29 protein-coding genes and 1 riboswitch are annotated in these 26,545 nt (G+C 74.3%); of the genes, 13 read left to right on the plus strand and 16 right to left on the minus strand.

The features are described from left to right. Positions 1-17: 17 nt before the first annotated feature. Together BLS43_RS00120 and BLS43_RS00125 are read right to left on the minus strand one after the other, a co-directional pair. Positions 18-599 (minus strand): RNase H family protein, encoded by a 582-nt coding sequence (locus tag BLS43_RS00120; protein WP_093074639.1) that lies wholly within the window; start codon positions 597-599, stop codon positions 18-20. A 37-nt stretch (positions 600-636) separates the two neighbouring features. Next, positions 637-945 (minus strand): hypothetical protein, encoded by a 309-nt coding sequence (locus tag BLS43_RS00125; protein WP_218129655.1) that lies wholly within the window; start codon positions 943-945, stop codon positions 637-639. Between the two features lie 93 nt (positions 946-1,038). On the opposite strand from BLS43_RS00125, the gene BLS43_RS00130 reads away from it, so the two are divergent. Together BLS43_RS00130 and BLS43_RS00135 are read left to right on the plus strand one after the other, a co-directional pair. Next, on the plus strand, positions 1,039-1,659 hold the full coding sequence (locus tag BLS43_RS00130; protein ID WP_093074642.1) for a malonic semialdehyde reductase: 621 nt from the start codon (positions 1,039-1,041) through the stop codon (positions 1,657-1,659). A 64-nt stretch (positions 1,660-1,723) separates the two neighbouring features. Further along, positions 1,724-1,918 (plus strand): hypothetical protein, encoded by a 195-nt coding sequence (locus BLS43_RS00135; protein WP_093074647.1) that lies wholly within the window; start codon positions 1,724-1,726, stop codon positions 1,916-1,918. On the opposite strand, the gene pepE is transcribed toward BLS43_RS00135, so the two are convergent. The 4 genes from pepE to BLS43_RS00155 all read right to left on the minus strand — a co-directional run bounded on the left by pepE (position 1,893) and on the right by BLS43_RS00155 (position 6,303). Beyond that, positions 1,893-2,582, minus strand: coding sequence for a dipeptidase PepE (pepE, locus tag BLS43_RS00140; protein ID WP_093074650.1), 690 nt, complete (start codon positions 2,580-2,582; stop codon positions 1,893-1,895). The genes BLS43_RS00135 and pepE overlap by 26 nt on opposite strands. Then, positions 2,579-3,694, minus strand: a complete 1,116-nt coding sequence (locus tag BLS43_RS00145; RefSeq protein WP_143029899.1) for a heparan-alpha-glucosaminide N-acetyltransferase domain-containing protein — start codon at positions 3,692-3,694, stop codon at positions 2,579-2,581. Before BLS43_RS00145 ends, pepE begins: the two co-directional genes overlap by 4 nt. Beyond that, positions 3,691-5,637: a serine/threonine-protein kinase gene (locus tag BLS43_RS31575; protein ID WP_281245796.1), complete on the minus strand. Its 1,947-nt coding sequence runs from the start codon at positions 5,635-5,637 to the stop codon at positions 3,691-3,693. Before BLS43_RS31575 ends, BLS43_RS00145 begins: the two co-directional genes overlap by 4 nt. Before the next feature lie 180 nt (positions 5,638-5,817). After that, the gene (locus BLS43_RS00155; protein WP_176921109.1) at positions 5,818-6,303 is read right to left on the minus strand and encodes a MarR family winged helix-turn-helix transcriptional regulator; all 486 of its coding nucleotides are present in this window, start codon (positions 6,301-6,303) and stop codon (positions 5,818-5,820) included. Positions 6,304-6,425: 122 nt separating this feature from the next. Here BLS43_RS00155 and BLS43_RS00160 point away from each other — a divergent pair, with 122 nt between their 5' ends. Beyond that, the gene (locus tag BLS43_RS00160; RefSeq protein ID WP_093074660.1) at positions 6,426-7,217 is read left to right on the plus strand and encodes a DUF427 domain-containing protein; all 792 of its coding nucleotides are present in this window, start codon (positions 6,426-6,428) and stop codon (positions 7,215-7,217) included. On the opposite strand, the gene BLS43_RS00165 is transcribed toward BLS43_RS00160, so the two are convergent. Both BLS43_RS00165 and coaA read right to left on the minus strand, forming a co-directional pair. Next, positions 7,214-7,654, minus strand: coding sequence for a MarR family winged helix-turn-helix transcriptional regulator (locus tag BLS43_RS00165; protein WP_093074664.1), 441 nt, complete (start codon positions 7,652-7,654; stop codon positions 7,214-7,216). The two genes, BLS43_RS00160 and BLS43_RS00165, sit on opposite strands and share 4 nt — an antisense overlap. A gap of 121 nt (positions 7,655-7,775) precedes the next feature. Continuing rightward, entirely contained in the window at positions 7,776-8,735 is a 960-nt protein-coding gene (gene coaA, locus BLS43_RS00170; RefSeq protein WP_093075956.1) for a type I pantothenate kinase, read from the minus strand. 281 nt (positions 8,736-9,016) lie between these two features. On the opposite strand from coaA, the gene BLS43_RS00175 reads away from it, so the two are divergent. From BLS43_RS00175 to BLS43_RS00185, 3 genes are read left to right on the plus strand one after another with little or no spacing between them, the layout of a single operon-like run. Next, positions 9,017-10,324 (plus strand): hemolysin family protein, encoded by a 1,308-nt coding sequence (locus BLS43_RS00175; protein WP_093074667.1) that lies wholly within the window; start codon positions 9,017-9,019, stop codon positions 10,322-10,324. Then, on the plus strand, positions 10,317-11,360 hold the full coding sequence (locus tag BLS43_RS00180; RefSeq protein ID WP_093074670.1) for a hemolysin family protein: 1,044 nt from the start codon (positions 10,317-10,319) through the stop codon (positions 11,358-11,360). Before BLS43_RS00175 ends, BLS43_RS00180 begins: the two co-directional genes overlap by 8 nt. Further along, positions 11,357-12,232: a 3-methyladenine DNA glycosylase gene (locus tag BLS43_RS00185; protein WP_093074674.1), complete on the plus strand. Its 876-nt coding sequence runs from the start codon at positions 11,357-11,359 to the stop codon at positions 12,230-12,232. Before BLS43_RS00180 ends, BLS43_RS00185 begins: the two co-directional genes overlap by 4 nt. Positions 12,233-12,252: 20 nt before the next feature. Here the strand turns inward: BLS43_RS00185 and gcvP are convergent, their stop codons facing one another. Further along, positions 12,253-15,090 (minus strand): aminomethyl-transferring glycine dehydrogenase, encoded by a 2,838-nt coding sequence (gcvP, locus tag BLS43_RS00190; RefSeq protein WP_093074678.1) that lies wholly within the window; start codon positions 15,088-15,090, stop codon positions 12,253-12,255. Between the two features lie 140 nt (positions 15,091-15,230). Beyond that, a riboswitch (glycine riboswitch) is annotated at positions 15,231-15,340 on the minus strand. 79 nt (positions 15,341-15,419) lie between these two features. On the opposite strand from gcvP, the gene BLS43_RS00195 reads away from it, so the two are divergent. After that, positions 15,420-15,713 carry a YiaA/YiaB family inner membrane protein gene (locus BLS43_RS00195; RefSeq protein WP_093074681.1) on the plus strand — a complete coding sequence of 98 codons (294 nt, stop codon included), beginning with the start codon at positions 15,420-15,422 and terminating at the stop codon, positions 15,711-15,713. Positions 15,714-15,827: 114 nt separating this feature from the next. Beyond that, positions 15,828-16,712, plus strand: a complete 885-nt coding sequence (locus BLS43_RS00200) for an endonuclease domain-containing protein (RefSeq protein ID WP_093074684.1) — start codon at positions 15,828-15,830, stop codon at positions 16,710-16,712. A 50-nt stretch (positions 16,713-16,762) separates the two neighbouring features. Here the strand turns inward: BLS43_RS00200 and BLS43_RS00205 are convergent, their stop codons facing one another. The 5 genes from BLS43_RS00205 to clsA all read right to left on the minus strand — a co-directional run bounded on the left by BLS43_RS00205 (position 16,763) and on the right by clsA (position 19,622). Then, positions 16,763-17,341 (minus strand): MerR family transcriptional regulator, encoded by a 579-nt coding sequence (locus BLS43_RS00205; protein WP_093074688.1) that lies wholly within the window; start codon positions 17,339-17,341, stop codon positions 16,763-16,765. A 166-nt stretch (positions 17,342-17,507) separates the two neighbouring features. Next, the gene (locus BLS43_RS00210) at positions 17,508-17,984 is read right to left on the minus strand and encodes a bifunctional nuclease family protein (RefSeq protein WP_093074691.1); all 477 of its coding nucleotides are present in this window, start codon (positions 17,982-17,984) and stop codon (positions 17,508-17,510) included. A 118-nt stretch (positions 17,985-18,102) separates the two neighbouring features. Then, positions 18,103-18,555: a glycogen accumulation regulator GarA gene (gene garA / locus BLS43_RS00215; RefSeq protein WP_093074695.1), complete on the minus strand. Its 453-nt coding sequence runs from the start codon at positions 18,553-18,555 to the stop codon at positions 18,103-18,105. A gap of 79 nt (positions 18,556-18,634) precedes the next feature. After that, a complete protein-coding gene (gene gcvH / locus BLS43_RS00220) occupies positions 18,635-19,033 on the minus strand; it encodes a glycine cleavage system protein GcvH (protein WP_218129656.1) in 399 nt (132 codons plus the stop codon). Positions 19,034-19,043: 10 nt separating this feature from the next. Continuing rightward, positions 19,044-19,622, minus strand: coding sequence for a cardiolipin synthase ClsA (gene clsA, locus BLS43_RS00225; protein WP_093074701.1), 579 nt, complete (start codon positions 19,620-19,622; stop codon positions 19,044-19,046). Positions 19,623-19,656: 34 nt separating this feature from the next. Here clsA and BLS43_RS00230 point away from each other — a divergent pair, with 34 nt between their 5' ends. The 5 genes from BLS43_RS00230 (at position 19,657) to BLS43_RS00250 (ending at position 24,845) form a co-directional block, all read left to right on the plus strand. Then, positions 19,657-20,163 (plus strand): OsmC family protein, encoded by a 507-nt coding sequence (locus tag BLS43_RS00230; protein WP_093074704.1) that lies wholly within the window; start codon positions 19,657-19,659, stop codon positions 20,161-20,163. Beyond that, a complete protein-coding gene (locus BLS43_RS00235) occupies positions 20,156-21,745 on the plus strand; it encodes an acetolactate synthase large subunit (RefSeq protein ID WP_093074707.1) in 1,590 nt (529 codons plus the stop codon). The genes BLS43_RS00230 and BLS43_RS00235 overlap by 8 nt, the downstream gene beginning before the upstream one ends. 139 nt (positions 21,746-21,884) lie before the next feature. Then, positions 21,885-22,781, plus strand: a complete 897-nt coding sequence (locus BLS43_RS00240) for an MEDS domain-containing protein (RefSeq protein WP_093074710.1) — start codon at positions 21,885-21,887, stop codon at positions 22,779-22,781. Positions 22,782-22,805: 24 nt separating this feature from the next. Next, complete coding sequence (locus BLS43_RS00245; protein ID WP_093074713.1) at positions 22,806-23,762, plus strand: ATP-binding protein; 957 nt, start codon at positions 22,806-22,808, stop codon at positions 23,760-23,762. Between the two features lie 213 nt (positions 23,763-23,975). Further along, complete coding sequence (locus BLS43_RS00250; protein ID WP_143029900.1) at positions 23,976-24,845, plus strand: AfsR/SARP family transcriptional regulator; 870 nt, start codon at positions 23,976-23,978, stop codon at positions 24,843-24,845. Between the two features lie 312 nt (positions 24,846-25,157). Here BLS43_RS00250 and BLS43_RS00255 read toward each other — a convergent pair whose 3' ends face one another. Both BLS43_RS00255 and BLS43_RS00260 read right to left on the minus strand, forming a co-directional pair. Then, positions 25,158-25,628: an ATP-binding protein gene (locus BLS43_RS00255; RefSeq protein WP_176921110.1), complete on the minus strand. Its 471-nt coding sequence runs from the start codon at positions 25,626-25,628 to the stop codon at positions 25,158-25,160. A 109-nt stretch (positions 25,629-25,737) separates the two neighbouring features. Further along, a complete protein-coding gene (locus tag BLS43_RS00260) occupies positions 25,738-26,526 on the minus strand; it encodes an enoyl-CoA hydratase-related protein (RefSeq protein WP_093075959.1) in 789 nt (262 codons plus the stop codon). Between the last annotated feature and the right edge of the window lie 19 nt (positions 26,527-26,545).

Here is a 26,545-nt window from a genome sequence, read left to right on the forward strand (position 1 = left end):
GAGCGGAGAATACCCCATCAGGCGGTCGCGACGGCCTTCGACTGCTCGACGGCGAGTCGGTCCACCAGGTCGTTCATCTCGTCCCCGGAGTGCCCCTTCACCCAGCGGAAGGACACGTCACCGCGCTCGTTCACCAGGTCGACGAGCGGCTCCCACAGGTCCCGGCTCACCACGGGCTTGCGGGCGCTGGTCTGCCAGCCGCGGGCGATCCACCCCTTCCACCAGCCGTCGCGGAAGCAGTTCACGACGTAGGTGGAGTCGGAGACGACGACCAGCGGCCCCTCGAGCGCCCGCACGGCCTCGAGTGCGGCCTTGATCTCCATGCGCTGGTTCGTGGTGCGGGCCTCCCCGCCGGAGGCCTGCCTGCCGTCTCGGGTGGCCCAGGCCCAGCCGCCGGGGCCGGGGTTGCCCGAGCACGCGCCGTCCGTCCAGACCTCCAGGGCGCCCTCGACCGACGGCATCTCCGCCCGCGGGGCCTTCGCCGGCGGGTTCGCGGCGCACGCCACGTGCCCGTACCGCGATCCGGCCTTGGCGATCTCGTCGCCGGGGCTGATGGGCTTCGAGCAGACGCCGCAGGTGGTGGCGTACTTGGCGGTCATCGGCACGGCGACGACTCTACGACGACCGTCCGAGCGGCTACGGGCGGACCCGGACCAGCACCTCGCTGTCGGTCACCCGTTCGACGCCGACGGTGAACCCGGCCGCCTCGGTCTCCCCGCCGACCGGCACCCGGACCGTCTGCCCGGCGACGACGAGCTCCGCGGTCTGGTCCTGCACACCCACCAGGCGCGCCTCCACCCCGAGGACGGACACGGCCGCCTCGCCGGAGCGGGGGAAGGCGACGGTGCAGCCGTCGAGCCCGCAGTCGGTCGTCGAGCCCCCTCCCCCACACCCGGCGAGGGTCATGGTCAGGGCAGCGGCGACGACGGCGAGGCGGATGCGCACCGCGCGAGCGTATCGTCCCGTTCGCGAAGATCCACTTCGTGATGCGCGCCACGGCGGGGAAGCCCCGCGCACGGTTGAGCGCTCTACTGTTTCGTGACGACTTCGACCACTGCCCAGAGTCTGCCCGTGCTCGACGAGGCGGGCCGCGCCGCGTTGTTCACCGAGGCCCGGACGTCGAACACCTTCTCCCCCGAGCCCGTGACCGACGAGACGCTGCGCGCGGTGTGGGACCTGGCCAAGTGGCCGCCGACGGCGGCCAACACCCAGCCGCTGCGCGTGGTGTTCGTCCGCACCGAGGCGGGCAAGCGCCGGCTGCTCCCCCTGCTCAGCGAGGGCAACCGGGCCAAGACCGAGGCCGCGCCCGCGGTCGCGATCCTGGCAGCGGACCTCGACTTCCACGAGTTCGTGCCGCGGACCTTCCCGGCCCGCGCCGAGATGAAGGACTCGTTCGAGGCCTCCGGCCGCGAGGGCCGCGCGCCGATGGCGAGGTTCAACTCCTCGCTGCAGGCGGGGTACTTCCTGCTGGCCGCCCGCGCCGAGGGCCTGGCCACCGGGCCGATGGCCGGGTTCGACGCCGACGCCGTCACCGCCGAGTTCCTCCCCGGCGGCCGTGAGCAGGCCATCCTCGTCGTGAACCTCGGCCACCCCGGGGAGAACCCGTGGTTCCCGCGGCTGCCGCGGCTCGAGGAGGCGGACGTCGTCCGCTGGGCGTGAACGCCCTTCACGGTCGGTGAAAACCGGTCGTGGCGGCGCGGCGGGGCGAGTACGACTTACCGGCATGACCGGTCTCCTGCACCCCCACCTCGTCGACCGCCTCGCCCGTGACCACCACGCCGACCTGCTCCGCGAGGCGCGCGCCGCGACGCTGCGCAGACAGGCGAGACGCTCCCGGCAACGGGCGGGTCCGCTGCGGACCCGGGTGGGCTGGATGCTGGTCGAGGTGGGGCTCAGGCTGGCGGTCCCCACGGCCTGAGCGGCCCGTCGCCGACCTCCTCGGGCTGCGTGCCGCGCCGGAAGACGCGGGCGCGGCCCGAGAGCGTCACCGACTCCCCCGACACCCGCAGCAGGCCACCCTCGCGCAGCCCGACGACGGGGGTCTCGTTCTCCTCGTGGAACTCCCGGATCCGCTCGGCGCGGGTCTCCCCCATGTGCGTGGAACCCGGGAGCGGGTCGAGGTAGTGGGCGTTGACCTGGAAGTCGACCAGGCCGAGCGCGGCGAACCCGGCGGGCTCGACGATGGGCATGTCGTTCGTGGTGCGGATCGTCGGGCAGGCCAGGTTGGTGCCCGCGCTGGCACCGCCGTAGTGCGCACCCGCGGCCACCGCGGTGCCGATCGCGAGCAGCCCGTCGATCCGCTGGAGCGTGGCGAGGAGCCGGAACGTGTTGCCGCCGCCGACCCACACCGCCTCCGCCGCGGCCAGCGCCGCCGCCGGGTCGGTTTCGGTGTGCACGCTGCGCAGGGCCACGCCCGCCCGGGCGAACGCCTCCCCGATGCGGGTGGCGTACCCCGCGTGGTCGGCGAGCGCGTAGGGCACGAAGAGGACCGTGCGCCCGCCGTAGAACTCGGCCAGTGGGGCGTGGTCGAGGGGCTGCGCGCCGTGGTTCGTCGAGTTCGAGAGCAGCAGCAGTTCGCTCATGACGCGATCATCGCGCGCCGGGTCGCCCGCGCCGTACCCGACACCATCGCCTCCAGCGGCCCGCGCACCCGCAGCAGCCGCACGGCCGTCCCGATCGCCAGGCACCAGGCGACGTGCTCCAGGTAGACGGCGGGGCCCTCGCCGCCGAAGAGCGCCAGCGACACGACGTGCAACGCGTAGAGCGTCAGCGGCACCGCGCCGATCACCGCGAACGGGACGACGAGCCACGGCAGCGCCCGCGCCACGAGCAGACACAGGCCCAGGACCGCGAGCGCCGCGCCGGTGGTCTGCAGCAGGTCCAGGGGGGTGCCGGTGTGCGGCAGCTCGGTGGCGAACCACCACCACGTGTCGGTCGGGAGGGTCCCGTAGCGCTGCACGTCCAGCTGCCGGGCGCCGCCGATCGCCGCGAGCCCCTCGGGGGTCAGGAGCAGGTGCGACGCCCCCGTGGCGGCCGCGGACAGGGCGGCCCCGCCCCCGAGCAGCCACCCGGCCGTGCGCACCGACCGCAGCTCCAGCCGTCCGACGGCCATGCCCGCGAGCAGGTACGTCGTCCAGGTCAGGACCGGGTAGTACCCGGTCAGCAGCAGCGTGACGAGCTCAGGCCCGGGGTCGCCGAGCGCGGCGAACCCGACCTGTGCCCCCGGTCCCGCGGGCAGCCCGGCCCGCAGCAGCGCGCTGAGCACCGGGGTGCCGACCGCCGCGACCACCGCACCCGCGGCGAGCAGCGGGGTCGGCGCCCACAGCAGCGGGATCGCGACCAGGATCAGCAGCGCGTAGTAGGTGAGGATCACCGCCACGGGCGGGTCGAAGCCCACCAGCACCAGCCCGACGACGCCGGTCAGGACCGCCCGCACCACCAGGCCGGCCGCGGCGGGCCCCCGCGGCGCACGGGCGCCCAGCGAGATCCCGACCCCGAGGAGCACCGCGAACAGGGCCGACGCCCGACCCGCCGCGACCGCGCCGACGACCGTCTCCCCCGCCGCCGTGTGCAGGGGCAGGACGTGGGTGGCCATCATGCCCAGCAGGGCCAGGCCGCGCGCGGCGTCGACGCCCGCCAGCCGCGGGGCGGCGGTCGCCGCGGCGTCGATCCCCGCGGCGGGGCTGCCGCTCACGGCCGCGGCGACCCCGCGCCCACGGTCGTGCCGGCCGCCGGGACCCCGTTGCGCCGCAGCCACTCGTCGAGCTGCTGCTGGGTCGCGGCGAGGTCCGGCCTGCGGTTGGGGTCGCTGCGCAGCGCCTGCTTGAGCAGCGACAGGTGGGCGGTGCGCCGGGGCAGGTGCGTGAGCCGCGCGCCCGACGCCGCCGCCCGCAGCCCCGACAACGCGTCCGCGTGGCCGCCGCGCGGCGGGTACCCGGTCAACGCGAAGGAGACGGTGGCCGCGAGCTGCCAGACGTCCGAGCGGACGCTCGCCTTGGCGCCGCCCGCCACCTCCGGGGCCAGGTAGTCCGGCGTACCGAGCACGAACCCGGTCATGGTGAGCGTGGAGTCGCCTGCGCGCCGGGCGATGCCGAAGTCGATCAGGTGCGGGTGGCCCGCCGGGTCGACGATCACGTTGCCGGGCTTGAGGTCCCGGTGCAGCACGCCCCGCTGGTGGGCCGCGTCGAGCGCGCCGGCGACCCCCGCCCAGATGCGGGCGGCGGCCACGTCGTCCACCGGGCCGCGTTCCCGGACGAGCGTGGACAGGGGCACGCCCTGGACGTGCTCCATCACGATGACCAGGCCCTCGAGCTGCGCGAGTCCGGCGTCCGACCGGGCGTGGACGAGATCGTGGATGCGGACGCACAGCGGGTGCCGGACCGCGGCCAGTGCGGCGGCCTCGCGGCGGATCCGCTCCTCGGTCTCCGCGTCGGGGGCGTGGGCGGACTTGAGGGCGACCGTGCGGCCGAGCTTGGCGTCGTGGGCCAGCCACACCCGGCCGAACCCGCCCGCGCCGATGCGCTCGATGAGCCGGAAGCGCTGCCCGCGGGGCGCGGGCGGCGGGACGACCCCGGCGAAGGCCGGCGACGGACCGGCTGCGACGGGACCCACCGGGCCTCCGGCGACCGGACCGGCCGTGCCGCCCCCGGCGACCGGCGCGACCCGGGTCCCGGTCGGTCCGACCGGTCCGCCGGGGCGGCGGCCCGGGACGGGCGGGAGCGCCCCCGGCTCGGCGGCCAGGGGCGCGGAGGCGCGCTGCTCGGGGACCGGCGGTGTCGGCGGGGCGCTCGGGAGCCGGGCGCTGTCGAAGGTGGCGTAGGTCGGCTTGGGGCCGGTCGCGGCGGGCGGCGGGGTGCGCTGCACGATCGGCTGCATCCGCTCGCGCAGGTCCGCACGGGGTTGCGGCGGGACGCCCCGGGAGGCCGCGCCGGTCGCGCCCTGTAGGGACCGGCGGACGGTCTCCCGCGAGGGCGGCGGCACCGCGATCAGCAGCAGCATCCCCGCGAACGCACCGATGAGGGCCCCCGCCCAGAGGTGCTCGGCGGCACCGGCCGGGACCCGCGCGGTCAGCACCGCGAGCGCCAGCGCGGGGATCCAGAAGAACTTCGCGGGCCAGGCCGGGCCCCGGCGCAGCACCAGGCGCGCCTGCGCGGCGACGAAGAGCGCGGTCAGCACCGGCACGATCCCCAGCAGCAGGACGGCGACCCCGAGGCCCACCGGGTCGTTCGGGTCGAAGGCCGCGCGGACCGACCCTCCTCCCAGGTAGGCGCTCTGCGGCCCGACGAAGCAGGCGCTGGTCTCGAGCGAGCGGGCGGCGGCGCTGCCGAGGCCCGGCACCGGGCGGCCCGCCGCCGCGGCGGCGAACACCCGACCGGTCGCGACGAACAGCAGCAGCGGCAACACACCGGCGAACACCACGCCCACGGCGCCGAGGACCAGCCCGCGGCCACCGCCGTAGCCGGACCCCATCCGCCTGCGCAGGAGTGCCACGACGAAGGCCCCGACCGCGGGCAGCAGGCCGACCCCGAGGCCCAGCAGCGAGGTCGCCCAGGCCCAGACGCCGGGACAGAGGTCCGGCGCGGCGGCCGAGCGCAGGCCGGACAACAGCTGCCCGACCAGGGCGACCAGCGAGTCCACCGGCGCTCCCCTCCCGTCCCGACGGTCGTGTGGCGCGCCGCGCCCCGTCCCGTCCCGCTGCCCCCACTATGGCATCCCGGCGGGGTGGCCCGGCGCCCGCTCCGGGCGGCGGGCGTGTCTCGGGCCCGAGATCGGCTCGGCGCCGGCTCGGCGTCGGCTCGGCGCCGGCTCAGCGTCGGCTCAGCGGCCCCCGTGCGCCCGGTACTCGTCGAGGTCGGTGTTGAAGCGGGCCAACAGCGACCCCAGCAGGTCCCGGTCCTCCTGCGGCCAGCCCTCCAGCACCGCGTGGAGCGGCCCCAGCCGGGCGTGTCGCACCAGCTCGCGCTGGGCGGCGCCCTCGGGGGTCAGCGAGATGACCACCGAACGGGAGTCCCGCGAGTCCGGCCGGACCGCGACGAGCCCGGCGCGCGAGAGCCGCGAGACCTGCCTGCTCGCCGTCGGCTTGCTCACCCCGAGCCTGCCGGTCAGCACGGTCAGGGACTGCTCACCGTTCTCGTCCAGCGCGGCCAGGGCCGGGTAGGTGTAGCGGTCCACCGCCTCGTGGGCGCCGTACCCGCCGGACCACACCGGCTCCACGGTCCGGCGGATCAGCACGGTGATCTCGTGCTCCAAGCGGTGCAGGGAGTCCGGTCCGGTCTCCACCGGCGCGACGCTGCTCGGGCTCACGGGCCTCACCTCTCACAAATCGGGACATACAGCACGAATCATACACTTCGATTCCCGTCACAACGTTGCGCTGAACAACAGTCTCCCGGAACAGGACGCCGCCCGCCGCGGTTGGGGGTGACATGGGACTCACCCGCGCCGACGGACCGCTCGCGCCGAACCCGCCGCACACCGTCAACTACCGACTGGACGGCCCCGCCCACAAGCTGTTCGCCCAGCCCTTCCCACGCCGCGTGCGCGCCGAGCTGGGCGGGCGCACGATCCTCGACACCACCGCAGGCGTGCTGGTGCACGAGACGGCGCTGCTGCCGGTGCTCTACGTGCCCTTCGAGGACCTCGACGCGGACGTCCTGGTCCCGACCGACCACAGCACCCACTGCCCGTTCAAGGGAGACGCGAGCTACCACTCCCTCGTCGTCGGCGACCGGACCGTGGAGAACGCCGTCTGGTCCTACCCGGAACCCAAGCCCGAGGCGCCGTGGCTCAAGGGCTACGCGGCGCTCTACTGGTCTGCCGCGGACGCCTGGTACGACGAGGACGAAGAGGTCTTCGCCCACCTCACCGACCCCTACACCCGGGTCGACGTGCGCCCCACCAGCCGCCACGTCGAGGTGCGCCACCGCGGCGAGGTGATCGCCTCCTCGGACGCGCCGTTCGTGCTGAGCGAGACCGGCCTGCCCAACCGCTGGTACCTGCCCCGGGACGCGGTGCGGGTCCCGCTGCGGGCGTCGGAGACCCGGTCGCGCTGCCCGTACAAGGGCGAGGCCCGGTACTGGACCGCCACGCTGCCCGACGGCACCGAGCTCGCGGACGTGGCCTGGGAGTACCCCGACCCGCTGCCGGAGTCGGCCCGGATCGCGGGCCTGCTCAGCTTCTGGGGGGACGACGTGGAGGTCGTCGAGCAGCGGGGTTAGTCGTCGTCCTCGAGCAGGGCCTCGATCGCCGGCAGCGCCGCCCGGATTACCTCGCGCTGTCGGGGATCGAGCTTGCTCAGCCGCCGGGCGACGAGCGCGGTGCGGTGCGTCTTGATCTCGTCGAGGCGGGCCCGCCCGGAGTCGGACAACGTGATCAGCACGCCGCGGGCGTCCTGGGGGTCCGGGGTGCGCACGACGAGCCCCTGGTCGTCCAGCGCGCCCAGCACCCGGGACATGGTGGGTGCGGTGACCGCCTCGCGCTTGGCGAGCTCGGAGAGCCGCAGCGGCGCGTGCAGGGCGATCGTGCTCAGCGCGGAGAGCTGCAGGGGCGGCAGGGAGTCGCCGCCGTCGATGCGGATGCGTCGGCTCAGCCGCCCGACCGCGAGCCGCAGCCGGGTGGCCTCCTCGGTCAGCAGCGCGTCGTTCTCCGCGGACATGCGGACATCCTTGCAGGATGCGGGGGACGCCCCGGTAGGGGGCACTAGTGCCCCGTCCAGAAACGTTCAGGACCGAGCTCGGCGGCCACCGATTCCGGCCCCGACGTTCCTGGACGGGGCACTAGACCTTGCGGAGCCGGATCCGGGTCACGTCGTGGCGGGGGCCCTTCGTCAGCACGAGGCTGGCCCGGCCGCGGGTGGGCAGGATGTTCTCCGCCAGGTTGGGCCCGTTGATCGTGGCCCAGATGCTCTGGGCGTGCTTCACCGCGTCCTCGTGGTCGAGCTCGGCGTAGCGGCGGAAGTAGGACGCGGGGTCCCGGAACGCCGTCTCGCGCAGCCGCAGGAACCGCTCGACGTACCAGCGCCGCAGGTCCGCGGGGGCGGCGTCGACGTAGACCGAGAAGTCGATGAAGTCGCTGACCGTCAGCGCCGAGTTCGCGCCCGCCGGCTGCAGCACGTTCAGGCCCTCGATCAGCAGGATGTCCGGGCGGCGGACGACGAGCCGCTCGTCCGGCACGATGTCGTAGACGAGGTGGGAGTAGACCGGCGCCGTCACCTCGGCGCGCCCCGCCTTGACGTCGGTGATGAACCGCAGCAGCTTGCGCCGGTCGTAGGACTCCGGGAAGCCCTTGCGCTGCATGAGGCCGCGCGCCTCGAGCACCGCGTTCGGGTACAGGAAGCCGTCGGTGGTGACGAGCTCGACCCGGGGGTGCTGGGGCCACCGGGCGAGGAGCAGCCGCAGCAGCCGGGCGGTGGTCGACTTGCCCGCGGACACCGAGCCCGCGACGCCGATCACGAACGGCGTGCGCGCCGCCGTGCCGCCGAGGAAGGTGCGGTAGGCGCGGTAGAGCCGCCCGCCCTCCTGGACGTGCAGGTTCAGCAGCCGCGACAGCGGGAGGTAGACCTCGCGGACCTCGTCCAGGTCGATGTCGTCACCGAGGGACCGGACGCGCTCCAGCTCGCCCGCGGTCAGCGGCAGCGGGCTGGTCTCCCCCAGCCGGGCCCAGGACGCTCGGTCGAAGTCGATGAAGGGCGAGTGCCCCGGACCCCGGTGATGGTGCTGGAGGTGCTCCGGGAGCATGGTCGAGCCGTGCACCTGCGCCGTCGCGGGCATCCTGACCTCGGTCCTGTCTGAGGGCCGGTCCGGGCCTCTGCGCTCCGGACCGGACGGGTCGTCGATCTCTCCTCCGATGGTGGTCCAACCTAGACCGCCGGTCGGCCGTTCGCGGCCCGGACGTGCTGTGGACCACTCCGCGCCATCTCGCGGGTGTCGGGTTCGTCGGTGATGTTCCCCCGGTCCGCGTCGGGGGTATCCGGCCGCGGGCCTACGCTGACCCCGATCCCTTTCCGCTGAGGAGCCTCGTGACGGTCCTGCTCTCCCTCCTCGGGCTGCTGGCCGTCGTCGCCCTCACGCTCGGCACGGCGATCTCCGTCGCGTCGGAGTTCTCGCTGACCGCGCTCGAACGCAGCCAGGTGGACGCGCACGTCGCCGCGGTGGACGACCGCCGCGCCCGCGCCGTGCAGCGTGCCCACCGGACGTTGTCGTTCCAGCTCTCCGGCAGCCAGCTGGGCATCACGGTGACCACGCTCGCCACCGGCTACATCGCCGAACCCGCCATCGCCGAGCTGATCCGGCCCGCCCTGTCGGGGCTGAGCGAGAGCGTGGCCGCGGGCGTCGCCACGCTCGTGTCGCTGGTGATCGCCACCACGCTGTCCATGGTGTTCGGCGAGCTCGTGCCCAAGAACATCGCGATCGCCAAGCCGCTGGAGACCGCGCGGGCCGTGGTGTGGCTGCAGAGCGGGTTCGCGCGCGCCTTCCGCTGGCTGATCGACCTGCTCAACCGCAGCGCGAACGCGATCGTGCGCAGGCTCGGCGTCGAGCCCGCCGAGGAGCTGCGGTCGGCCCGCTCCCCCCACGAGCTCAGCTCGCTGGTCCGGTCCAGCGCCGAGCACGGCACCCTCGACGAGGGCACCGCCACCCTCCTGGACCGCTCCCTGCGGTTCACCGACCGCGTCGCGGAGGACCTGATGACGCCCCGGGTGCGGGTCGACACGCTCGACGCCGCGGACTCCGTCGCCGACCTGATCGGGCTCGCCCGCCGCAGCGGGCACTCCCGCTTCCCCGTGCACGACGGCGACCCGGACACCGTCCTGGGTCTCGTGCACGTCAAGCAGGCCTTCGGGGTGGCGCCCGAGGACCGCGAGTCCACCCCGGTGCGCACGCTGTGCCTGCCCGCCGAGACCGTCCCCGCGTCGCTCGACGGCGACGAGCTGCTCTCCCGGCTGCGCGAGACGGGCCTGCAGACCGCCGTCGTCGTCGACGAGTACGGCGGCACCGCGGGGCTGGTGACCCTGGAGGACCTGATCGAGGAGATCGTCGGTGAGGTGCTCGACGAGCACGACCGCGCCGAGCAGGCGGACGTCCGGCCGCTCGGGCGGGACTCCTGGCTGGTCAGCGGCCTGATGCGGGCGGACGAGATCGCCGAGGTGACCGGCTTCCGGATGCCCGAGGGCGACTACGAGACCATCGCGGGGCTGGTCCTGGAGCGCCTCGGTCGGATCCCCGCCGTCGGGGACGACGTCACGGTCGACGGCTGGCGGCTCACCGTGATGCGCCGGGACCGCAACCGGATCGCCGAGCTGCGCGTGGCCAGGATGGCGCATGTCTGACGTCTGGGCCGTTCTCGCCGCGATCGCCCTGCTCGGGGCGAACGCGTTCTTCGTCTCCGCCGAGTTCGCGCTGATCAGCGCGCGCAAGGACCGGCTCGAGGCGATGGCCGACCAGGGCGTGGGCGGGGCCCGCACCGTCCTGAACGCCACCGCCCACCTGTCCCGGATGCTGGCCGCGTCCCAGCTCGGCATCACGATCTGCTCGCTCCTGCTCGGGCGGCTCGGCGAACCCGCCGTCGCCCACTTCATCGAGGCGCCCCTGGAGTGGGTGGGGGCGCCGACCGCCGTGGTCCACCCGATCGCGTTCGCGCTGTCCCTCGCGCTGGTGTCGGTGGCGCACATCCTGCTCGGCGAGATGGTCCCGAAGAACATCTCCATCGCGGGGCCCGAGCGCGCGGCGATCCTGCTCGTGCCGCCGTTCCTGCTGTTCACGAACGTGATGCGGCCGTTCATCTCGCTGTTCAACGCCATGGCCAACGGCACGCTGCGGCTGCTGCGGATCGAGCCCAAGGACGAGCTGGAGAGCGCGTTCACCTCCGGCGAGCTGTCCGAGATGATCGCGGACTCCCGCCGCGAGGGCCTGCTCGACGACGAGGAGTCCACCCGCATCTCGCGGACCCTGCGGTCGGCCGAGGCCACCGTCGCGGACGTGGTGGTGCCCTCGTCGGATCTCGTGTCGCTGCCGGTGAACCCGCGGGTCGAGGACGTCCAGCGGGCCGTCGCCGCCACCGGCTTCTCCCGCTTCCCGCTGCGCGCGCCGGAGGGCCGGTTCACCGGATACCTGCACGTGAAGGACGTGCTGGACGTCATGGACGACCCCGGCGCCGCCATCCCCGTCGCCCGGGTCCGGGGCCTGCCGGAGATCCCCGCCGACGCCCGCCTCGACGAGGCCGTCGCCGCCCTGCGCACCACCCGGGCCCACCTGGCCCGCGCCGTCGACCGCACCGGCGCGACGGTCGGCATGGTCGCGATGGAGGACCTGATCGAGCGCTACGTCGGCACCGTGCGGGACGCCACGCACACCGGGGCGGAGTGACCCCCGTGCCGGCGCTGTCCGAGACCGAGTGGCGGGCCAGGGCCGCGGCACACCGCGCCCGGATGGAGCGCTGGACGGTCCCGCACCGCGCGCGGCGACAGCGCGGCGAGACGCACCCCGTCGAGGACTTCCTCTTCACCTACTACTCGCTGCGCCCGCAGCACCTGGAGCAGTGGCAGCCCGGGCCCGGGGTTCGCGCGGTCGGGTTCGCGCGGGCCGGGTACCGGGACGGGATGCTCGACGGTGTGTCCGACCGCGTCCGGCGCACGGCCGGGTTCGTGCACGGCCTGGTCGGCGCCACGGCGGCGCGCCCCGGCCGGTTCGGCTGCTTCGGCCTGCACGAGTGGGCGATGGTGTACCGCACCGCGGACCCCCGCCACCCCGTCCCGCTGCGGCTGGGCGCGGCGGGCACGGACGCCGTCGTCGAGTCGCTGCCGGTGACCTGCACCCACCACGACGCCTTCCGGTTCTTCACCGCGGCCGCCCGCCCGCTGAACACGCTGCAGCCCCGCCGGGAGGACCAGGCGGCGCTGGAGCAGCCCGGCTGCCTGCACGCCACCATGGACCTCTACAAGTGGGCCTACAAGCTCCTGCCCGCCACCCCGGCCGAGCTGCTCGGGGACTGCTTCGCGCTCGCCGCCGAGGTCCGGGAGCTGGACATGCGCGCCAGCCCCTACGACCTGCAAGAACACGGCTATGCACCGGTCCGCATCGAGACCGCGGAGGGGCGCGCCGAGTACGCGGCCGCCCAACGCGGGTTCGCCGACCGCGCGGCGCCGCTGCGCACCCGCCTCCTCGCCCTCTGCAGCACCCTCACCGAGGCCCCGACCCCGGCTGATCCCCCGGCGAACGGCGCGTCCGCTCACACCTAGCGAGCGAACGCGCCGTTCGCTCAGCTGGAGTACGCGTCGATCGGGGGGCAGCTGCAGACGAGGTTGCGGTCGCCGTGGGCGCCGTCGATGCGGCGCACCGGCGGCCAGACCTTGCGGTCGTGGACGCCGGGCGTCACCGCCATCGGGTACGCGGCCAGGTCGCGGGAGTACGGGTGGTCCCACTTGTCGACCAGGCAGGCCGCGGTGTGCGGGGCGCCGCGCAGCGGGTTGTCCTCCACCGGCCACTCCCCCGCCTGCACCCGCGCGATCTCGGCGCGGATGCCGATCATGGCGTCGACGAAGCGGGCGATCTCCGCGAGGTCCTCGCTCTCGGTGGGCTCGACCATCAGCGTGCCCGCGACGGGGAAGGACATCGTCGGTGCGTGGAGCCCGTAGTCGGCGAGCCGCTTGGCGACGTCGTCGACCGTCACTCCGGACTCCTTGGTGATCCCCCGCAGGTCGAGGATGCACTCGTGGGCCACGCCGCCGTCCGCGCCCGCGTAGAGCACCGGGTAGTGCTCGCGCAGCCGCACCGCGACGTAGTTGGCCGCGGCCACCGCGGTGAGCGTCGCCCGGCGCAGGCCGGGCACCCCCATCATCCGGATGTACGCCCACGGGATCGGCAGCACGCCGGGGCTGCCGAACGGCGCCGCCGACACCGCGCCGACGACCCCGCGGCCGGGCAGGAACTCCGCCAGGTGCTCCGCGACGGCCACCGGTCCGACCCCCGGCCCGCCGCCGCCGTGCGGGATGCAGAAGGTCTTGTGCAGGTTGAGGTGTGAGACGTCGCCGCCGAACGCCCCCGGCCGCGCCAGCCCCACCAGCGCGTTGAGGTTGGCCCCGTCCACGTAGACCTGCCCGCCCGCCTCGTGCACGGCGGCGCAGACCTCCCGGACGTCGGTCTCGTAGACCCCGTGCGTCGACGGGTAGGTGATCATCAACGCGGCCAGGGTGTCCCGGTGCGCGGCGATCTTGGCGCGCAGGTCCGCGAGGTCCACGTTGCCGAGCGCGTCCGTCGCCACCACGACGACCCGCATGCCCGCCATCACCGCGGACGCCGCGTTGGTGCCGTGCGCGCTCGACGGGATCAGGCAGACGTCACGCTGCTCGCCGCGGGACCGGTGGTACGCCGCGATGGCCAGCAGCCCGGCGAGCTCGCCCTGCGAACCGGCGTTGGGCTGCACGGAGACCGCGGCGTAGCCGGTCAGCTCGGCGAGCCAGCGCTCGAGCTGGGTGATCATCTCCCGGGTGCCCGCGCTGTCCGCGGTGGGCGCGAACGGGTGCAGGTCGGCGAACTCCGGCCAGGTGATGGGCTCCATCTCGGCGGTGGCGTTCAGCTTCATGGTGCACGAGCCGAGCGGGATCATCGTGCGGTCCAACGCCAGGTCGGCGTCCGCGAGGCGGCGCAGCCAGCGCATGAGCGCGGTCTCGGAGCGGTGCTCCGAGAAGGTCGGGTGGGTCAGGAACTCCGACGTCCGGTGCAGATCCGCGGGCAGGGCGTCGTCGGTGTCGGTCGGGACGGCGTCGATCCCGAAGGCGGTGAACAGCGCCTGCAAATGCGCAGTCGTGGTCAGCTCGGAGCACGCGAGGCCGAGCTCGGTGTCCGAGACCCGGTGGACGGAGATCCCGAGGTCGTGGGCCTTGTCCGCGACCGCCCCGGCGTCCGCCACCCGGACCCGGACGGTGTCGAAGAACTCCCCGTGCACGACGTCGACCCCGCTGGCCCGCAGACCGGCCGCGAGGATGGCGGCCATGCGGTGGGTGCGGCGCGCGATCCGGGTGAGCCCCTCGGCGCCGTGGTAGACCGCGTAGCACGCGGCGACGACGGCGAGCAGCACCTGCGCGGTGCAGATGTTCGAGGTCGCCTTCTCCCGGCGGATGTGCTGCTCGCGGGTCTGCAGCGCCAGCCGCAGCGCGGGGTTGCCGTCCGCGTCCCGCGAGACGCCGACGAGCCTGCCCGGCAGCTGCCGGGCGTAGGTCTGCTTGACCGACAGGTAGCCCGCGTGCGGGCCGCCGAAGCCGAGCGGCACCCCGAACCGCTGCGTGGTCCCGACGACCGCGTCCGCCCCCAGCTCGCCGGGCGGGGTGAGCAGGGTGAGCGCCAGCAGGTCGGCCGCGACGGCGACGAGGCCGCCGCGCTCGTGCACCGCGTCGATCAGTGCGGAGGGGTCGACCACGCGTCCGGAGGCGCCCGGGTAGGACAGCAGCGCGCCGAACAGCTCGCCCTCGGGCAGCCCCGCGTCGAGGTCGGCGACAACCAGCTCGATGCCGAGCGGCTCGGCGCGGGTGCGCAGCACGTCCAGCGTCTGGGGCAGGGTGTCGGCGTCGACGACGAACCGGGCGGACTTCGCGCGTCCGGCCCGGCGCAGCAGGGTCATGGCCTCGGCGGCCGCGGTGGCCTCGTCGAGCAGGGAGGCGCCGGCGACGGGCAGCCCGGACAGGTCGGCGACCATGGTCTGGAAGGCGAGCAGCGCCTCGAGCCTGCCCTGGCTGATCTCCGGCTGGTACGGCGTGTAGGCCGTGTACCAGGCCGGGTTCTCCAGGACGTGCCTGCGGATCACGGGCGGGGTGACGGTGCCGGAGTAGCCGAGCCCGATCATCGGGACGGTCACGGTGTTGCGGGCGGCCAGGGCGCGCAGCTCGGCCAGCATCTCCGTCTCCGACGCGGCGGCCGGGATGGTCGTCGGCACGTCCGCGCCGTCTCGGATGGACGGGGGCAGCGCCCGGTCCGCCAGCTCGTCCAGGGAGCCGACGCCGATCGCGTCGAGCATCCGTGCCAGCTCGGCGGGCCGGGGCCCGACGTGCCGGTCCGCGAACGGCGGGTCGACGAGCTCGGCAAGAGTGGGACGGTCGCTCACGGGGCCTCCGGTGGGCAGACGGATCTCGGCGCGTACTGCCCTCCCCCTCTGTCGATACCCCGAAGGGCGCCTGAGAGATTCACCCCCGGTGATGCAGGGTTTTCCCCGTCGGCGGGCACGCGGCCGCTTTCCAGAGGCGTCTCGCCCACGCGGTCTCGGGTGCCTGAGAGGTTCCGGGGAGGAGTTGCTCCTTCGGCGCCCGGCCTGTGGTGCCTGCAGTGCTCGGCCGGGTCTCTCCCGCGTGGGATCGGCGACTACGGACGACAGCGTAGTCCCGTTCCGGTAGTTCCACCGAGGACCGGGGCGTGGATCACGCCCAGAATCACCCCATGAGCAGCGACGACCGCGCCACCTCCAGCCCGACGACGGCCGCCTTCCACCTGCAGGCCGTCCTCTCCTTCGGGATCGCGCTCGCCGCGGTCGTCGTCGGAGTGCTCTACCTACCCGCCGATCCCTGGGTGCGGGCCTTCCTCGCGGTCAGCGTGCTCTACGTGACCACCAGCGCGTTCACCCTCGCCAAGACGGTGCGGGACAAGCAGGAGCGCAACACGGTCCTGTCCCGCGTCGACCAGGCCAGGCTGGAACGCCTCCTCGCCGAGCACGACCCCTTCCGCCCCACCTGACCGAGATGAACCTCAGCCACTGTCGATCATGGTCGCCGCGTGGCTGAGGTTCATCTCGGCGGGGGATTTGACCATTCCGCCCACCGCCGACGCCCGTGACGTCACAGTGGGCGGATGCTGACGACCGAGGTGCCGGGCTGGCCGGCGGTCTTTCGTGGGTCCTGGGCGGTGCGCGCCGGGCTGGTGACGCGACGGCACCTCGAGGGCCCGCGGTTCGTGCGGGTGTTCCCCGACGTCCACGTACCGGCGGGCGGGGCACTCGACCTCCGTCTCCGGTCACACGCCGCCTACCTGCACATGCAGACGCGTGGTGTCCTGTCCGGGTACGCCGCGGCCGCGCTCCACGGCGCGGCGTGCGCGCCGACGGTGGACGTCCTTCCCGACATCACGGTCCCGGGCGGCGGCTTCCGTGCGCCAGACGGATTGCGGCTGCATCGCGAGACGCTGTCCGAGGGTGAGGTCATCGAGATCGACGGGCTCGCCGTCACGAGTCCCGAGCGCACCGCGTTCGACCTGGCCCGCTGGGCGGCGAGCCTGAACGAGGCGGTCGCGGCCGTGGACAGGCTGGCGAACGTCGCTCGGTTCCCTCCGGCTGCGATCCTGCGACTGAACGAGCGGCACCCCGCGATGCGCGGGTGCGCTCGCTTGCCGGAGGTGGTCGACCTCGCCGACCATCGCTCCGGATCGCGGCCGGAGACCTTGCTCCGCCTGCTCCTGGTCCAGTCCGGGCTGCCCCGTCCTGAACTGCAGTGGGTGGTGCAGGACGTCGTCGCGAAGGAGGCGGTGTGGGTCGACCTCGCCTACCCGCGGCAGCAGGTCGGCATCGAGTACGAGGGTGCGCCCCACGTCGAGGCGGCGCAGGTGCTTCGCGACATCGCTCGAACGACGATGCTCACCGACAAGGGGTGGCGCATGCTCCGCTTCACCAAGAACGACGTCTTCCGGCGCCCGGAGTACGTCGTCACCACGGTCGGCCGGGCCCTCCGCACGTCGAGATGAACGTCAGCCACGCCGAGACCATGATCAAGAGTGGCTGAGGTTCATCTCGGCTAGCTGATGGCGCGGCGCGCGCGGCGCTTGCTGAGCTCGTCCTCGGGGGACTCGTCCACCGTGCCGCCGTCCGCGCGCTCCACGGGGAAGTCCTTGATGCTGCCCGTGATCTCGCGCATGGCGCCGGAGACCGCGATGCCGAAGACGCCCTGGCCGCCCTGGAGCAGGTCGACGACCTCCTCGGGGCTGGTGCACTCGTAGACCGTGGTGCCGTCCGAGAACAGCGTGATGCCGGCCAGGTCCCTGATCCCGCGGCGGCGCAGGTGCTCGACCGCCACCCGGATGTTCTGCAGGGAGACCCCGGCGTCGAGCAGGCGCTTGACGACCTTGAGGACCAGGACGTCCTTGAACGAGTACAGCCGCTGCGAGCCGGAACCGGCTGCCCCGCGGATCGACGGGACGACCAGGCCGGTACGCGCCCAGTAGTCCAACTGCCGATACGTGATGCCCACGACCTGACAGGCGGTGGGACCACGGAACCCGACGAGCTGGTCCGGGAGACCGTCGAGGCCCTCACCCACCAGCGGGTCCGGGAAGAGCTCGCCCTGCGAGGGCCCGTCGGACGACGACCCGTCCACGGCTCTCCTTCCCGCCTACCGAGACCGACCGGGCCCCGACGACCGCTGCAGCAACTTGACGGAACCGACCGTAAGCGTGCCGACGCTCCCGGTCAACGCGGCGCGCCGCCGCATGACCGGCTCACCCGGGCGTGTCGGCGACAGGCCCGTCACCTCACGGCCGCACCTAGCCCGGCTGGGCGCCCCGGAAGTCCTCGGGCGAGACGTTGTCGAGGAACTCGCGGAACTTCTCGACCTCGTCCTCCTGCTCGTCCGGGATCACCAGGCCCGCCTCGGCGAGCACGCTCTCGTCCGCGTGGATCGGGACGCCGATCCGCAGCGCGAGCGCCACCGAGTCGCTGGGCCGCGCCGACACCGTGATCCCGCCGTCGAAGATCAGCTCGGCGTAGAAGGTGCCCTCCTGCAGGTCGGTGATCCGCACCTGCTCCAGCCGCCGCCCCAGCGCGCCGATCACGTCCTTGAGCAGGTCGTGGGTCAGCGGGCGGGCGGGCTTGACGCCCTGCTGCTCGAGCGCGATGGCGGTGGCCTCCACCGAACCGATCCAGATCGGCAGGTAGCGGTCGCCCTGGGTCTCCCGCAACAGGAGGATCGGCTGGTTGGCGGGCAGTTCGACCCTGACACCCACGACACGCATCTCACTCATGCGGCCCGCCTCCTCATCCTGGGGTCCTGACCCTGGAGTCCGACCCTGTCGACGCTACACGCGCCGTCCGACATCCGCGCGCCTCCGGACGGGCGTGTGTTCCCGCCCGGCGACCCGCTCAGGCCCCCGCACCGGGCTCGACCGGCCCGGTGAGGAAGACCAGCCGGAACTTGCCGATCTGGACCTCGTCGCCGTTCGCGAGCACGGCGGTGTCCACCGGCTCCCGGTTGACGTAGGTGCCGTTGAGGCTGCCCACGTCCACCACGACGAACTCGCCGGAGTCCCGGCGGAACTCCGCGTGCCGCCGCGAGACGGTCACGTCGTCCAGGAAGATGTCGCTGTCCGGGTGCCGGCCCGCGCTCGTGGTGGGCCGGTCCAGCAGGAAGCGCGAGCCCGCGTTCGGGCCCCGCCGCACCACCAGCAGCGCGGAACCGGGCGGCAGCCCGTCGACGCCCGAGACGGGCTGCTCCTGGGCCGGGGGCTCGACGTCGGCCAGGAAGTCCGCGCGGAAGACCGACGTGGTCTCCGGGGAACGCTCCGGCGGGACGCCGGGCCCGTCGTTCGTGGTCACCTCGGGGTCTCCTCCTGCGATTGCGTCGTACAGGTCGAACCTAGCGTGCGCGGCCCGGCGGTGCGGGCCCGACCGGGGCTCAGGCGCCGGCCGTCAGCTCGCGGTAGCCGGCCGCGTCGAGCAGGGCGGCGACGGCGGCCGCACCGTCCTCGGTGGGCTCCAGCTCGAGGAGCCATCCCTCCCCGTACGCCGACGAGTTGATCAGCTCGGGGGTGCCCTCGAGCGCGGTGTTCACCTCGACGACGGTGCCGCCGACCGGGGCGTAGATGTCCGAGACCGACTTGGTCGACTCGACCTCGCCGAGCGCGTCCCCCGCCGCGAACTCGGCCCCCACGTCGGGGAGCTCAACGAACACGACATCCCCGAGCTGGGACTGGGCGTGGTCGGTGATCCCGACCCGGACCCGGCCGGACTCCAGGGTGCGGACCCACTCGTGGGCCTCGGTGTAGCGCAGGTCCTCGGGCGTCTGCTCCGTCACGCGGCGGAGCCTAGCGCGAGCCACCGACACGAACGGGACCCGCCCGCAGTGCCAGCCCGAACTGCGTCAGGTACAGCAGGCCCGACCACAGGTAGAGGGCCACGCCCCAGGCCGCGAAGGCGTAGCCGAACGGCTGGGCGAGCGCTCCCCAGAACCCGCCCTGGGTGCCCAGCAGCAGGATCGGGAAGGCGTAGAGCAGCAGGAACGTGGCCGCCTTGCCCAGGTAGGTCACCGGGAACGGGCCGTATCCCAGCCGCCGCAGCACCGCCACGCAGACGCCGAGGACGAGGTCCCGCGCGACCAGCACGACCACGACCCACCAGGGCACGATCTCGCGCACCCCGAGCGCCACCAGGGCCGCGAGGATGTAGAGCCGGTCGACCGCGGGGTCGAGCAGCTCGCCGAGCCGCGAGTACTGGTCCAGCAGCCGCGCGAGCTTGCCGTCCGCCCAGTCGGTGAACCCGCCGACCGCCAGCACGAGGATCGCCCAGCCGTCCGCCTCCGGGCCCAGGAGCAACCAGAGGAACAGCGGCACCCCCGCCAGCCGCAGCAGGCTCAGCAGGTTGGGGACGGTCAGCACCCCTTTCACGGCGCGAAGGCTATACGTGGGTCACGATGGGCCCATGGACGCCACTCGGCTCAAGGACGCGCAGGCTCCCCTGAAGAAGCGCTACGCCGAGGACGCGGGCTCCGCGCTGGTCACGTTGCGGGCCTCCGGGGAGCTCGACGGCAGCGGCGTGGCCTGCAAGGTGCAGACCTCGACCGCGCTGGTCGAGGCCGGGTTGCACCCGGCCACCGGCGGGGACGGGACCCAGCTCTGCTCCGGCGACATGCTCCTGGAGGCGCTGGTCGCGTGTGCCGGGGTCACCCTGCGGGCGGTGGCCACGAGCCTGGGGCTGGACGTCGAGGGGGCCGTGCGGGCCGAGGGCGACCTCGACTTCCGCGGCACCCTCGGGGTCGACAAGCAGGCTCCGGTGGGCTTCCGGGACATCCGGCTCACCTTCGACCTGCGGACCTCGGCGGACGAGGAGCAGGTCGCGTTGTTGATGAAGCTCACCGAGCGGTACTGCGTGGTGCTGCAGACCATCGCGGGCAACCCGGGGATCGACGTGTCGGTGACCCGTGGCTGAGCAGGCGCCCGACGCCACCGGCGCCGCCGTGCTGCTCGGCACCCTGGCCGACGCCGGCGTCACGGCCTGCTTCGCCAACCCCGGCACCTCCGAGATGCACCTCGTCGCGGCACTCGACGGCGAGCCCCGGATGCGGGCGGTGCTGACCCTGTTCGAGGGGGTCGCCACCGGCGCGGCGGACGGGTACGCCCGGATGGCCGACCGCCCCGCGGCGACGCTGCTGCACCTCGGGCCGGGCCTGGCCAACGGGACCGCGAACCTGCACAACGCCCGCCGCGCGGGCACCCCGGTGGTCAACGTCGTGGGCGACCACGCCCGGGACCACAAACCGCTCGACGCCCCGCTCGAGTCGGACGTCGACTCCCTCGCCGGTGTGGTGTCCGCCCGTGTGCACCGCACCACCGATCCCGAGCGCCTCGGGCCGGACGTGGCGGACGCCGTCGCCGCCGCGTGCGGGCCGCCGCCCGCGATCTCGACGCTGCTCGTCCCCGCCGACGTGGCCTGGGGCCCCGGCTACGCACGCGGTGTCCCACGCCCGGTGAGCCCGCTCGGTCGCGGCGCCCTCGACGCCGACGGGCTCGAGTCGGCCGCCAAGGCGCTGTGGTCGGGCGAGCGCTGCACCCTGCTGATCGGCGGGACCGGCCTGCGCGCCGCGGGACTGCGGGCCGCGCAGCGGATCGCGGCGGCCACCGGCACCGCCCTGCTGGCGGAGTGCTTCCCCACCCGCACGGAGCGCGGGGCGGGCCTGCCGGACGTCCCGCGCCTGGCCTACCCCGGAGACGTCGCCAGGGAGCAGCTCGCGGGCACCGCCCACCTGGTCCTGGTGGGTGCCCACTCCCCCGTCACCTTCTTCGGCTACCCCGGCAGGTCCGGCGACCTGGTCCCCGAGGGCTGCACGGTCCACCGGGTCGCGGAGACGGGCGCCGCGGGCGAGATCGCGCTCCTGGCGCTCGCCGACCTCGTCGCGGCGGACACCCCGGACCCGACGGTCGCCACGGCCGCACGGCCCGAGCTGCCCACCGGCGCACTGACCGCCCCGCTCGCGGCGGCCGTGGTGGGCGCGCTGCTCCCGGAGGGCGCGATCGTCGTCGACGAGTCGCTGACCAGCGGCACGGGGCTGCCCCAGGCCACCGCGGGCGCGCCGCGGCACGACTGGCTCACGCTCACCGGCGGCGCGATCGGCTTCGGCATGCCCGCCGCGATCGGCGCCGCGGTCGCGTGCCCGGACCGCCCGGTCTGGAGCCTGCAGGCGGACGGCAGCGCGATGTACACCGTGCAGGCGCTCTGGACCCAGGCCCGCGAGGGGCTGGACGTCACGACGGTCCTCTACGACAACGGGGCCTACGCGATCCTGCGCGGCGAGCTCCTCGGCGTGGGGGCGACCCTGGCCGAGGACTCCCCCGCCCGGTCGCTGCTGGACCTCGGCTCGCCGCGGCTGGACTTCGCGGCAATCGGCGCGGGCCTCGGCGTCCCGACTACCGTGGCGACGACCGCGGAGGAGCTGGCCGACGGGTTGCGGCGGGCGACCGCCGAACCGGGGCCCCACCTCGTCGTCGCCCGCGTACCACCGCTGGTCCCGTAGAACCGACCGCTCGCCGGACCGCTCGCCGCCGTGTTCTCGCTGTTCGGCGCGGCGTGCACCATTCGCGGGACGGCTCACCCCGCCGGGGCCCGTAGCGTGTCGCCTTGATCACGGACGGCAGCAGAGGGACTCCGGAAGCGTGGACGTGCGAACGGCGGAGGACATGCGCGCGGGTGACCACGCGTGCGCGGTCCCGGTGAGCGACGAGGGGCTGTGGGAGCTCACCTCCCGGTTCCTCGCCCGCGGCCTGTCCGTCGGGGAGAAGGTCGTCTACTTCGACGACGGCACGTCCGAGCGGGTCCTGGACCGGCTGACCGAGGACCGGATGCCGGTCGCCGGGGCGCTGCGGAGCGGGCAGTTGCAGGTGGTCCCCGCGGACGTCACCCGCGGTGCGTTCCGGTCGCCGGTCGCGGACGTCCGCTCGCTGCTGCACTCCTACGTGGACGGGTCGGTCGCGCAGGGCTGGTCGGGCCTGCGGATGACCGGCCAGCTGAGCTACGGCGCGGGCTCCCCGGGTGGGGTCCCGCTGTCGGACTACGACCGGGCGCTGGACGAGGTGGTCGTCGAGCGCGGGCTGACCGCCCTGTGCCTCTACGACCACACCCGCTACACCGACGCCCAGATCGAACACATGCGCGGCGTGCACCGCGAGGAGCTCGACGCCCCCGCCGCCTACGACGACGGGCTGCTGCGGATCACCCAGACCGGCCGCAACTCCGCGCGGCTGGCGGGCGAGGCCGACCACAGCAACCGGCCGATGATCCACCGCATCATCGGCGAGGCGCTCGACCGCGCGCTGCGGGCGGCCGACTCGGACACCGACATCGAGCTGAACCTGGCGTCGCTGCGGTTCCTCGACGTCGCGGGCGCGGTCGCGCTGGTGCACGCGGCCGAGGAGTTCCCGAGCATGCACCGGCTGGTGCTCAGCGACGTGCGACCCGCGGTGCTGCGCGTCCTGGACCGCTGCGGGGCGCCGTTCGCGGCGCAGCTCGTGGTGCGGGAGGCCCGCGCCCACGGCGCGGGCGGCGGATCGTGAGGACGGCGTCGTGAGGGTGGCAGCGTGAAGGTCGAGTCCCGGGTCCCCGAGACCCACCGGCTGCGCCACGCCGTCGCCTTCCACGACCGGTCCGAGGACCAGGTCCGGCGCGCGGTGGCGCTCGCCCGCGCCGCCGTCGGGCGGGGTGAGCGGCTCGCGCTCGCGGTGCCGCCCGCGGTCGAGTCGGCGGTCCGGGAGGCTCTGGGGGACAAGGACTTCGTCGCCCTCACGGTGCCGCACGGGGCGAACGGCGGGTCCGGGCAGACCACCGCGGCGTTGCGGGCGCGGGAGCTGCGCGCGCTCGTGCAGGGCGGCGGGACCCACACGGGGGTGACCGTGCTGTCCGCCCACGACCCCGGGCTCGACGGTGTCGACGGCGGCTACTGGACCGAGCTCGACGCTGCGCTGAACGTCGCCCTCGGCGACCTGCCCGTCGACCTCGTGTGCCTCTACCCCGGCTTCCCGCTGCACCTCGAGGTGCTGGAGGGGGCCCGGGTCAACCATCCGCTGCTGGTCGAGGGGGACGGCTTCCGCGACAACCCGAGCCACCGCTGCCCGGTCGAGGTGCTGCGCGACCGCGATCCCAGCACGCCGCTGGTCCTCGGCCCGCCGGACGTCGTCCACCGCTACAACTCCTGGCAGCTGCACGAGGTCCGGGCGATGGTCGCGCAGCTCGCGCCCGCCCTGGGCTTCGACCCGGTCCGGTCGGAGGACCTGGTCCTGGCGGTCAACGAGGTCGCCACGAACGCCGTCGAGCACGGGTCGCCGCAGGCCGAGATCCACCTGTGGGCGACCTCCGGCGGGCTGGTGTGCGAGGTGCACGACTCGGGTGACCTGCACGAGCCGCTGCCGGGGCTCGTGGCGCCGCACCCGGCGGACCCGCGCGGGCGCGGAGTGTGGATCGCCCGGCAGCTGTGCGACCTGCTGCACGTGTGGCGGGACGGCCGCGGCACGCACGTCCGCCTGCACGCCACCCCGTAGGCACCCGTCCACGGAGCGTGGTCTATGATCACTGCAGGATCGTCACACCGCGGCTGTACCTGCGACTCGTCATATAGGTATGCACAGATCGTAACTGTGACGAAACAGCCCCTTGGCAAGCGGCGCGCGCCGGAGAACACTGTTGCGCGGGCCGGGCCCAAGAGGCCGCCCTCACAGGTCACACAGCAGCGTTCCATCACATTTGGGATCACCATGCCTGACGGTCACCGCCGATCCTTCGCCGAGTGTCCGAGCCACCGCATCGCGGTGCTCGGCTCGTTCGGCCTCACCTCCGACGGCGCGAGCGTGCCGCTGAGCGTCGACGCCCGCCGCGTCGTCGCCTACCTGGCGGTGCACCGCCGCCCGCAGCCGCGGACGGGTCTGGCCGCAGACCTGTGGCCCGGGGTCCCGGCCGAGGCCGCCGCCCGGCTGCTCGCCGAGGCGGTCGAGGCCATCGACGTCCCGGGGCTGCTCGTCGGCGACCCGTCGGACGCGGCGGCTCCCCTCGCGCTGGCCGACGAGGTCGAGGTCGACCTGTCGGACGCGATGCTGCTGGTACGCGCCTTCTCCGGCGGTGGCCGACTCGACGAGCGCCCCGCCACCGACCTGCTGTCCCAGGACATCCTCCCGGCCTGGACCTCGCCGTGGATCGCCGTCGAGCGTGAGCGCTTCCGCCAGCTCCGGCTCGCCTCCCTCGAGGAGGTCTCCGGCAAGCTCTCCGCCGCGGGTCTGCACGCGGACGCCGTGGACGTCGCCGAGATCGCCGTGGCCGCCGCCCCCAGCCGGGAGAGCGCGCGCCGGGCCCTGATCGAGGCGCTGCTCGCCAAGGGGGACGTGGTCGAGGCCGTCGCCCAGTACGACGCGTTCCAGGAGCTGCTGCGCACCTCCGTCGGCCCGGTCTCCGCCGGCCTCGAGGGGCTGTTCGCCCCCGCGGGCGGGTTCCCGATGCGACCCGCGGTCGGCGGCTACCGCCCGGTCCCGTCCCGGTCCGCGGTCGTGCTGCCCGGCCTGCGTGCCGCCCGCCCGGCCACCCTCGGCGGTCCGCGCCGACTGGTCGCGGGCGGTTCCGTCCCCGGCCGCTAGTCCCGGCTCGCCCGCTTGTGTGACGCTTGGGCGTCCCGAGCGTCGCTGAGTGGTGCTTGGGCGTCCCAAGCGTCAACGCCTGCACCCGCGCTGCTGATGCTTGGGCGTCCCAAGCGTCGCTGAGTGGTGCTTGGGCGTCCCAAGCATCAACACCCGCGCCCGCGCCGCTGACGCTTGGGCGTCCCAAGCGTCACTGAGTGGTGCTTGGGCGTCCCAAGCGTCAACGCCCGCACCTGCGCCGCTGACGCTTGGGCGTCCCAAGCGTCACTGAGTGGTGCTTGAGCGTCCCAGGCGTCAACCGTCAGCGGCCGCTCACGAGACCGCGAGCTCCAAACAGACCTGCGTGCCGGTCGGCGTGGCCGCGACGTCGAGGAACTGCGCCAGGGCGCGGATCATCGGCAGACCCCGCCCTCGATCTCCCGCGTCCGCGAGGCTCGGGCGCCAGCGGCCGCGGTCGGAGATGCGCGCGGTGACCACCCGACCGGCGCGGTCCGCGCGCAGGCCCAGCTCGATCTCGACGGGGCCGGGCGGGCCGCCGCGGTAGGCGTGGTCGACGACGTTCGCCGCCGCCTCCCCCACCGCCAGCAGCAGGTCGACCAGGCCGTCTGCGGACAGGCCCACACCGCGCGCCCAGGTGGACACGACGGCGCGGATGCCCGCGAGCGCGTCGGGCGTCGCGGTCCGCACCACGCGCAGTTCCTCGGCCGCCGAGTCGGTCGGGTCGGCCGATACGGGCGTGCCGCTCGGGCGGGTCCCGCCCCCCGTCAGACCCTGGACGTTCACGCGCGCACCGCTCCCGGCGATCGGAGGTCCGGCGCCGGATCCGGCGCCCGTCCGGGAGTCCCCCGCCGGCGACGGACCCAAACCGTGTCGGAGGCCTCCCGCGACCCGCTCAGGGATGGAAGCGGGGAGCCCGCTTCTCCCCGAACGCGCGCAGGCCCTCCGCCCCCTCCGCGCCCGCGGCGCTGGCGGAGATCGCCTCGGCCTCGGCGTCGAGGTGGGCGCGCAGTGGACGGTCGTAGGCGGCGGCCAGCAGCGCGGTGATCCGGCCGAGCGCGGCCGTGGGCCCCTGGGCGAGCCGGTAGGCGGTGGCGTCCGCCTCGGCGGCGAGGTCGGCGTCGTCGACCAGTGCGGAGGCGATGCCGAGCCCGAGCATGTCCTCGGCGCCGAGCACCTGGTCGCTGAGCAGGATGTGGCGCGCCCGCGCCAGGCCGACGATCCGGGGCAGCGTCCAGCTCATCCCGCCGTCCGGCGAGAAGCCGATGCCCGGGTAGGCCGGGCGGATCTTGGTGGACCCGCCCACCACCACGATGTCGGTGGCGAGCACGATGCTCATCCCCGCGCCCGCGGCCCAGCCCTGCACCCCGGCGACCGTCGGCACCGCGGCGGCGACGTAGGCCTCGAGGAAGTCGTGGAACACGTCCGCGACGCCCTTGACGAAGGTCCCGCGGTCCTCGGCGGCGGCGAACGAGCGGACGTCCCCGCCCGCGCAGAAGTTGCCGCCGGGGTGGACCAGCTGCACCGCCCCGATCCCCTGCGCCGCAGCCTGCTCGACGGTCGCGAGCTCCCGCAGCGCCTGCGCGGCCTCGGTCATCGCCGCCTCGTCGAGCGCGTTCGCCCGCCCGGCGGCGACGCGGACCTTCAGGACCCGCCCCTCCTGCACGATCACCGGGTCACCCATGGTCGTCTCCTCCTCGTCC

It is taken from the genome of Pseudonocardia oroxyli (genome assembly GCF_900102195.1).
Taxonomy (GTDB): domain Bacteria; phylum Actinomycetota; class Actinomycetes; order Mycobacteriales; family Pseudonocardiaceae; genus Pseudonocardia; species Pseudonocardia oroxyli.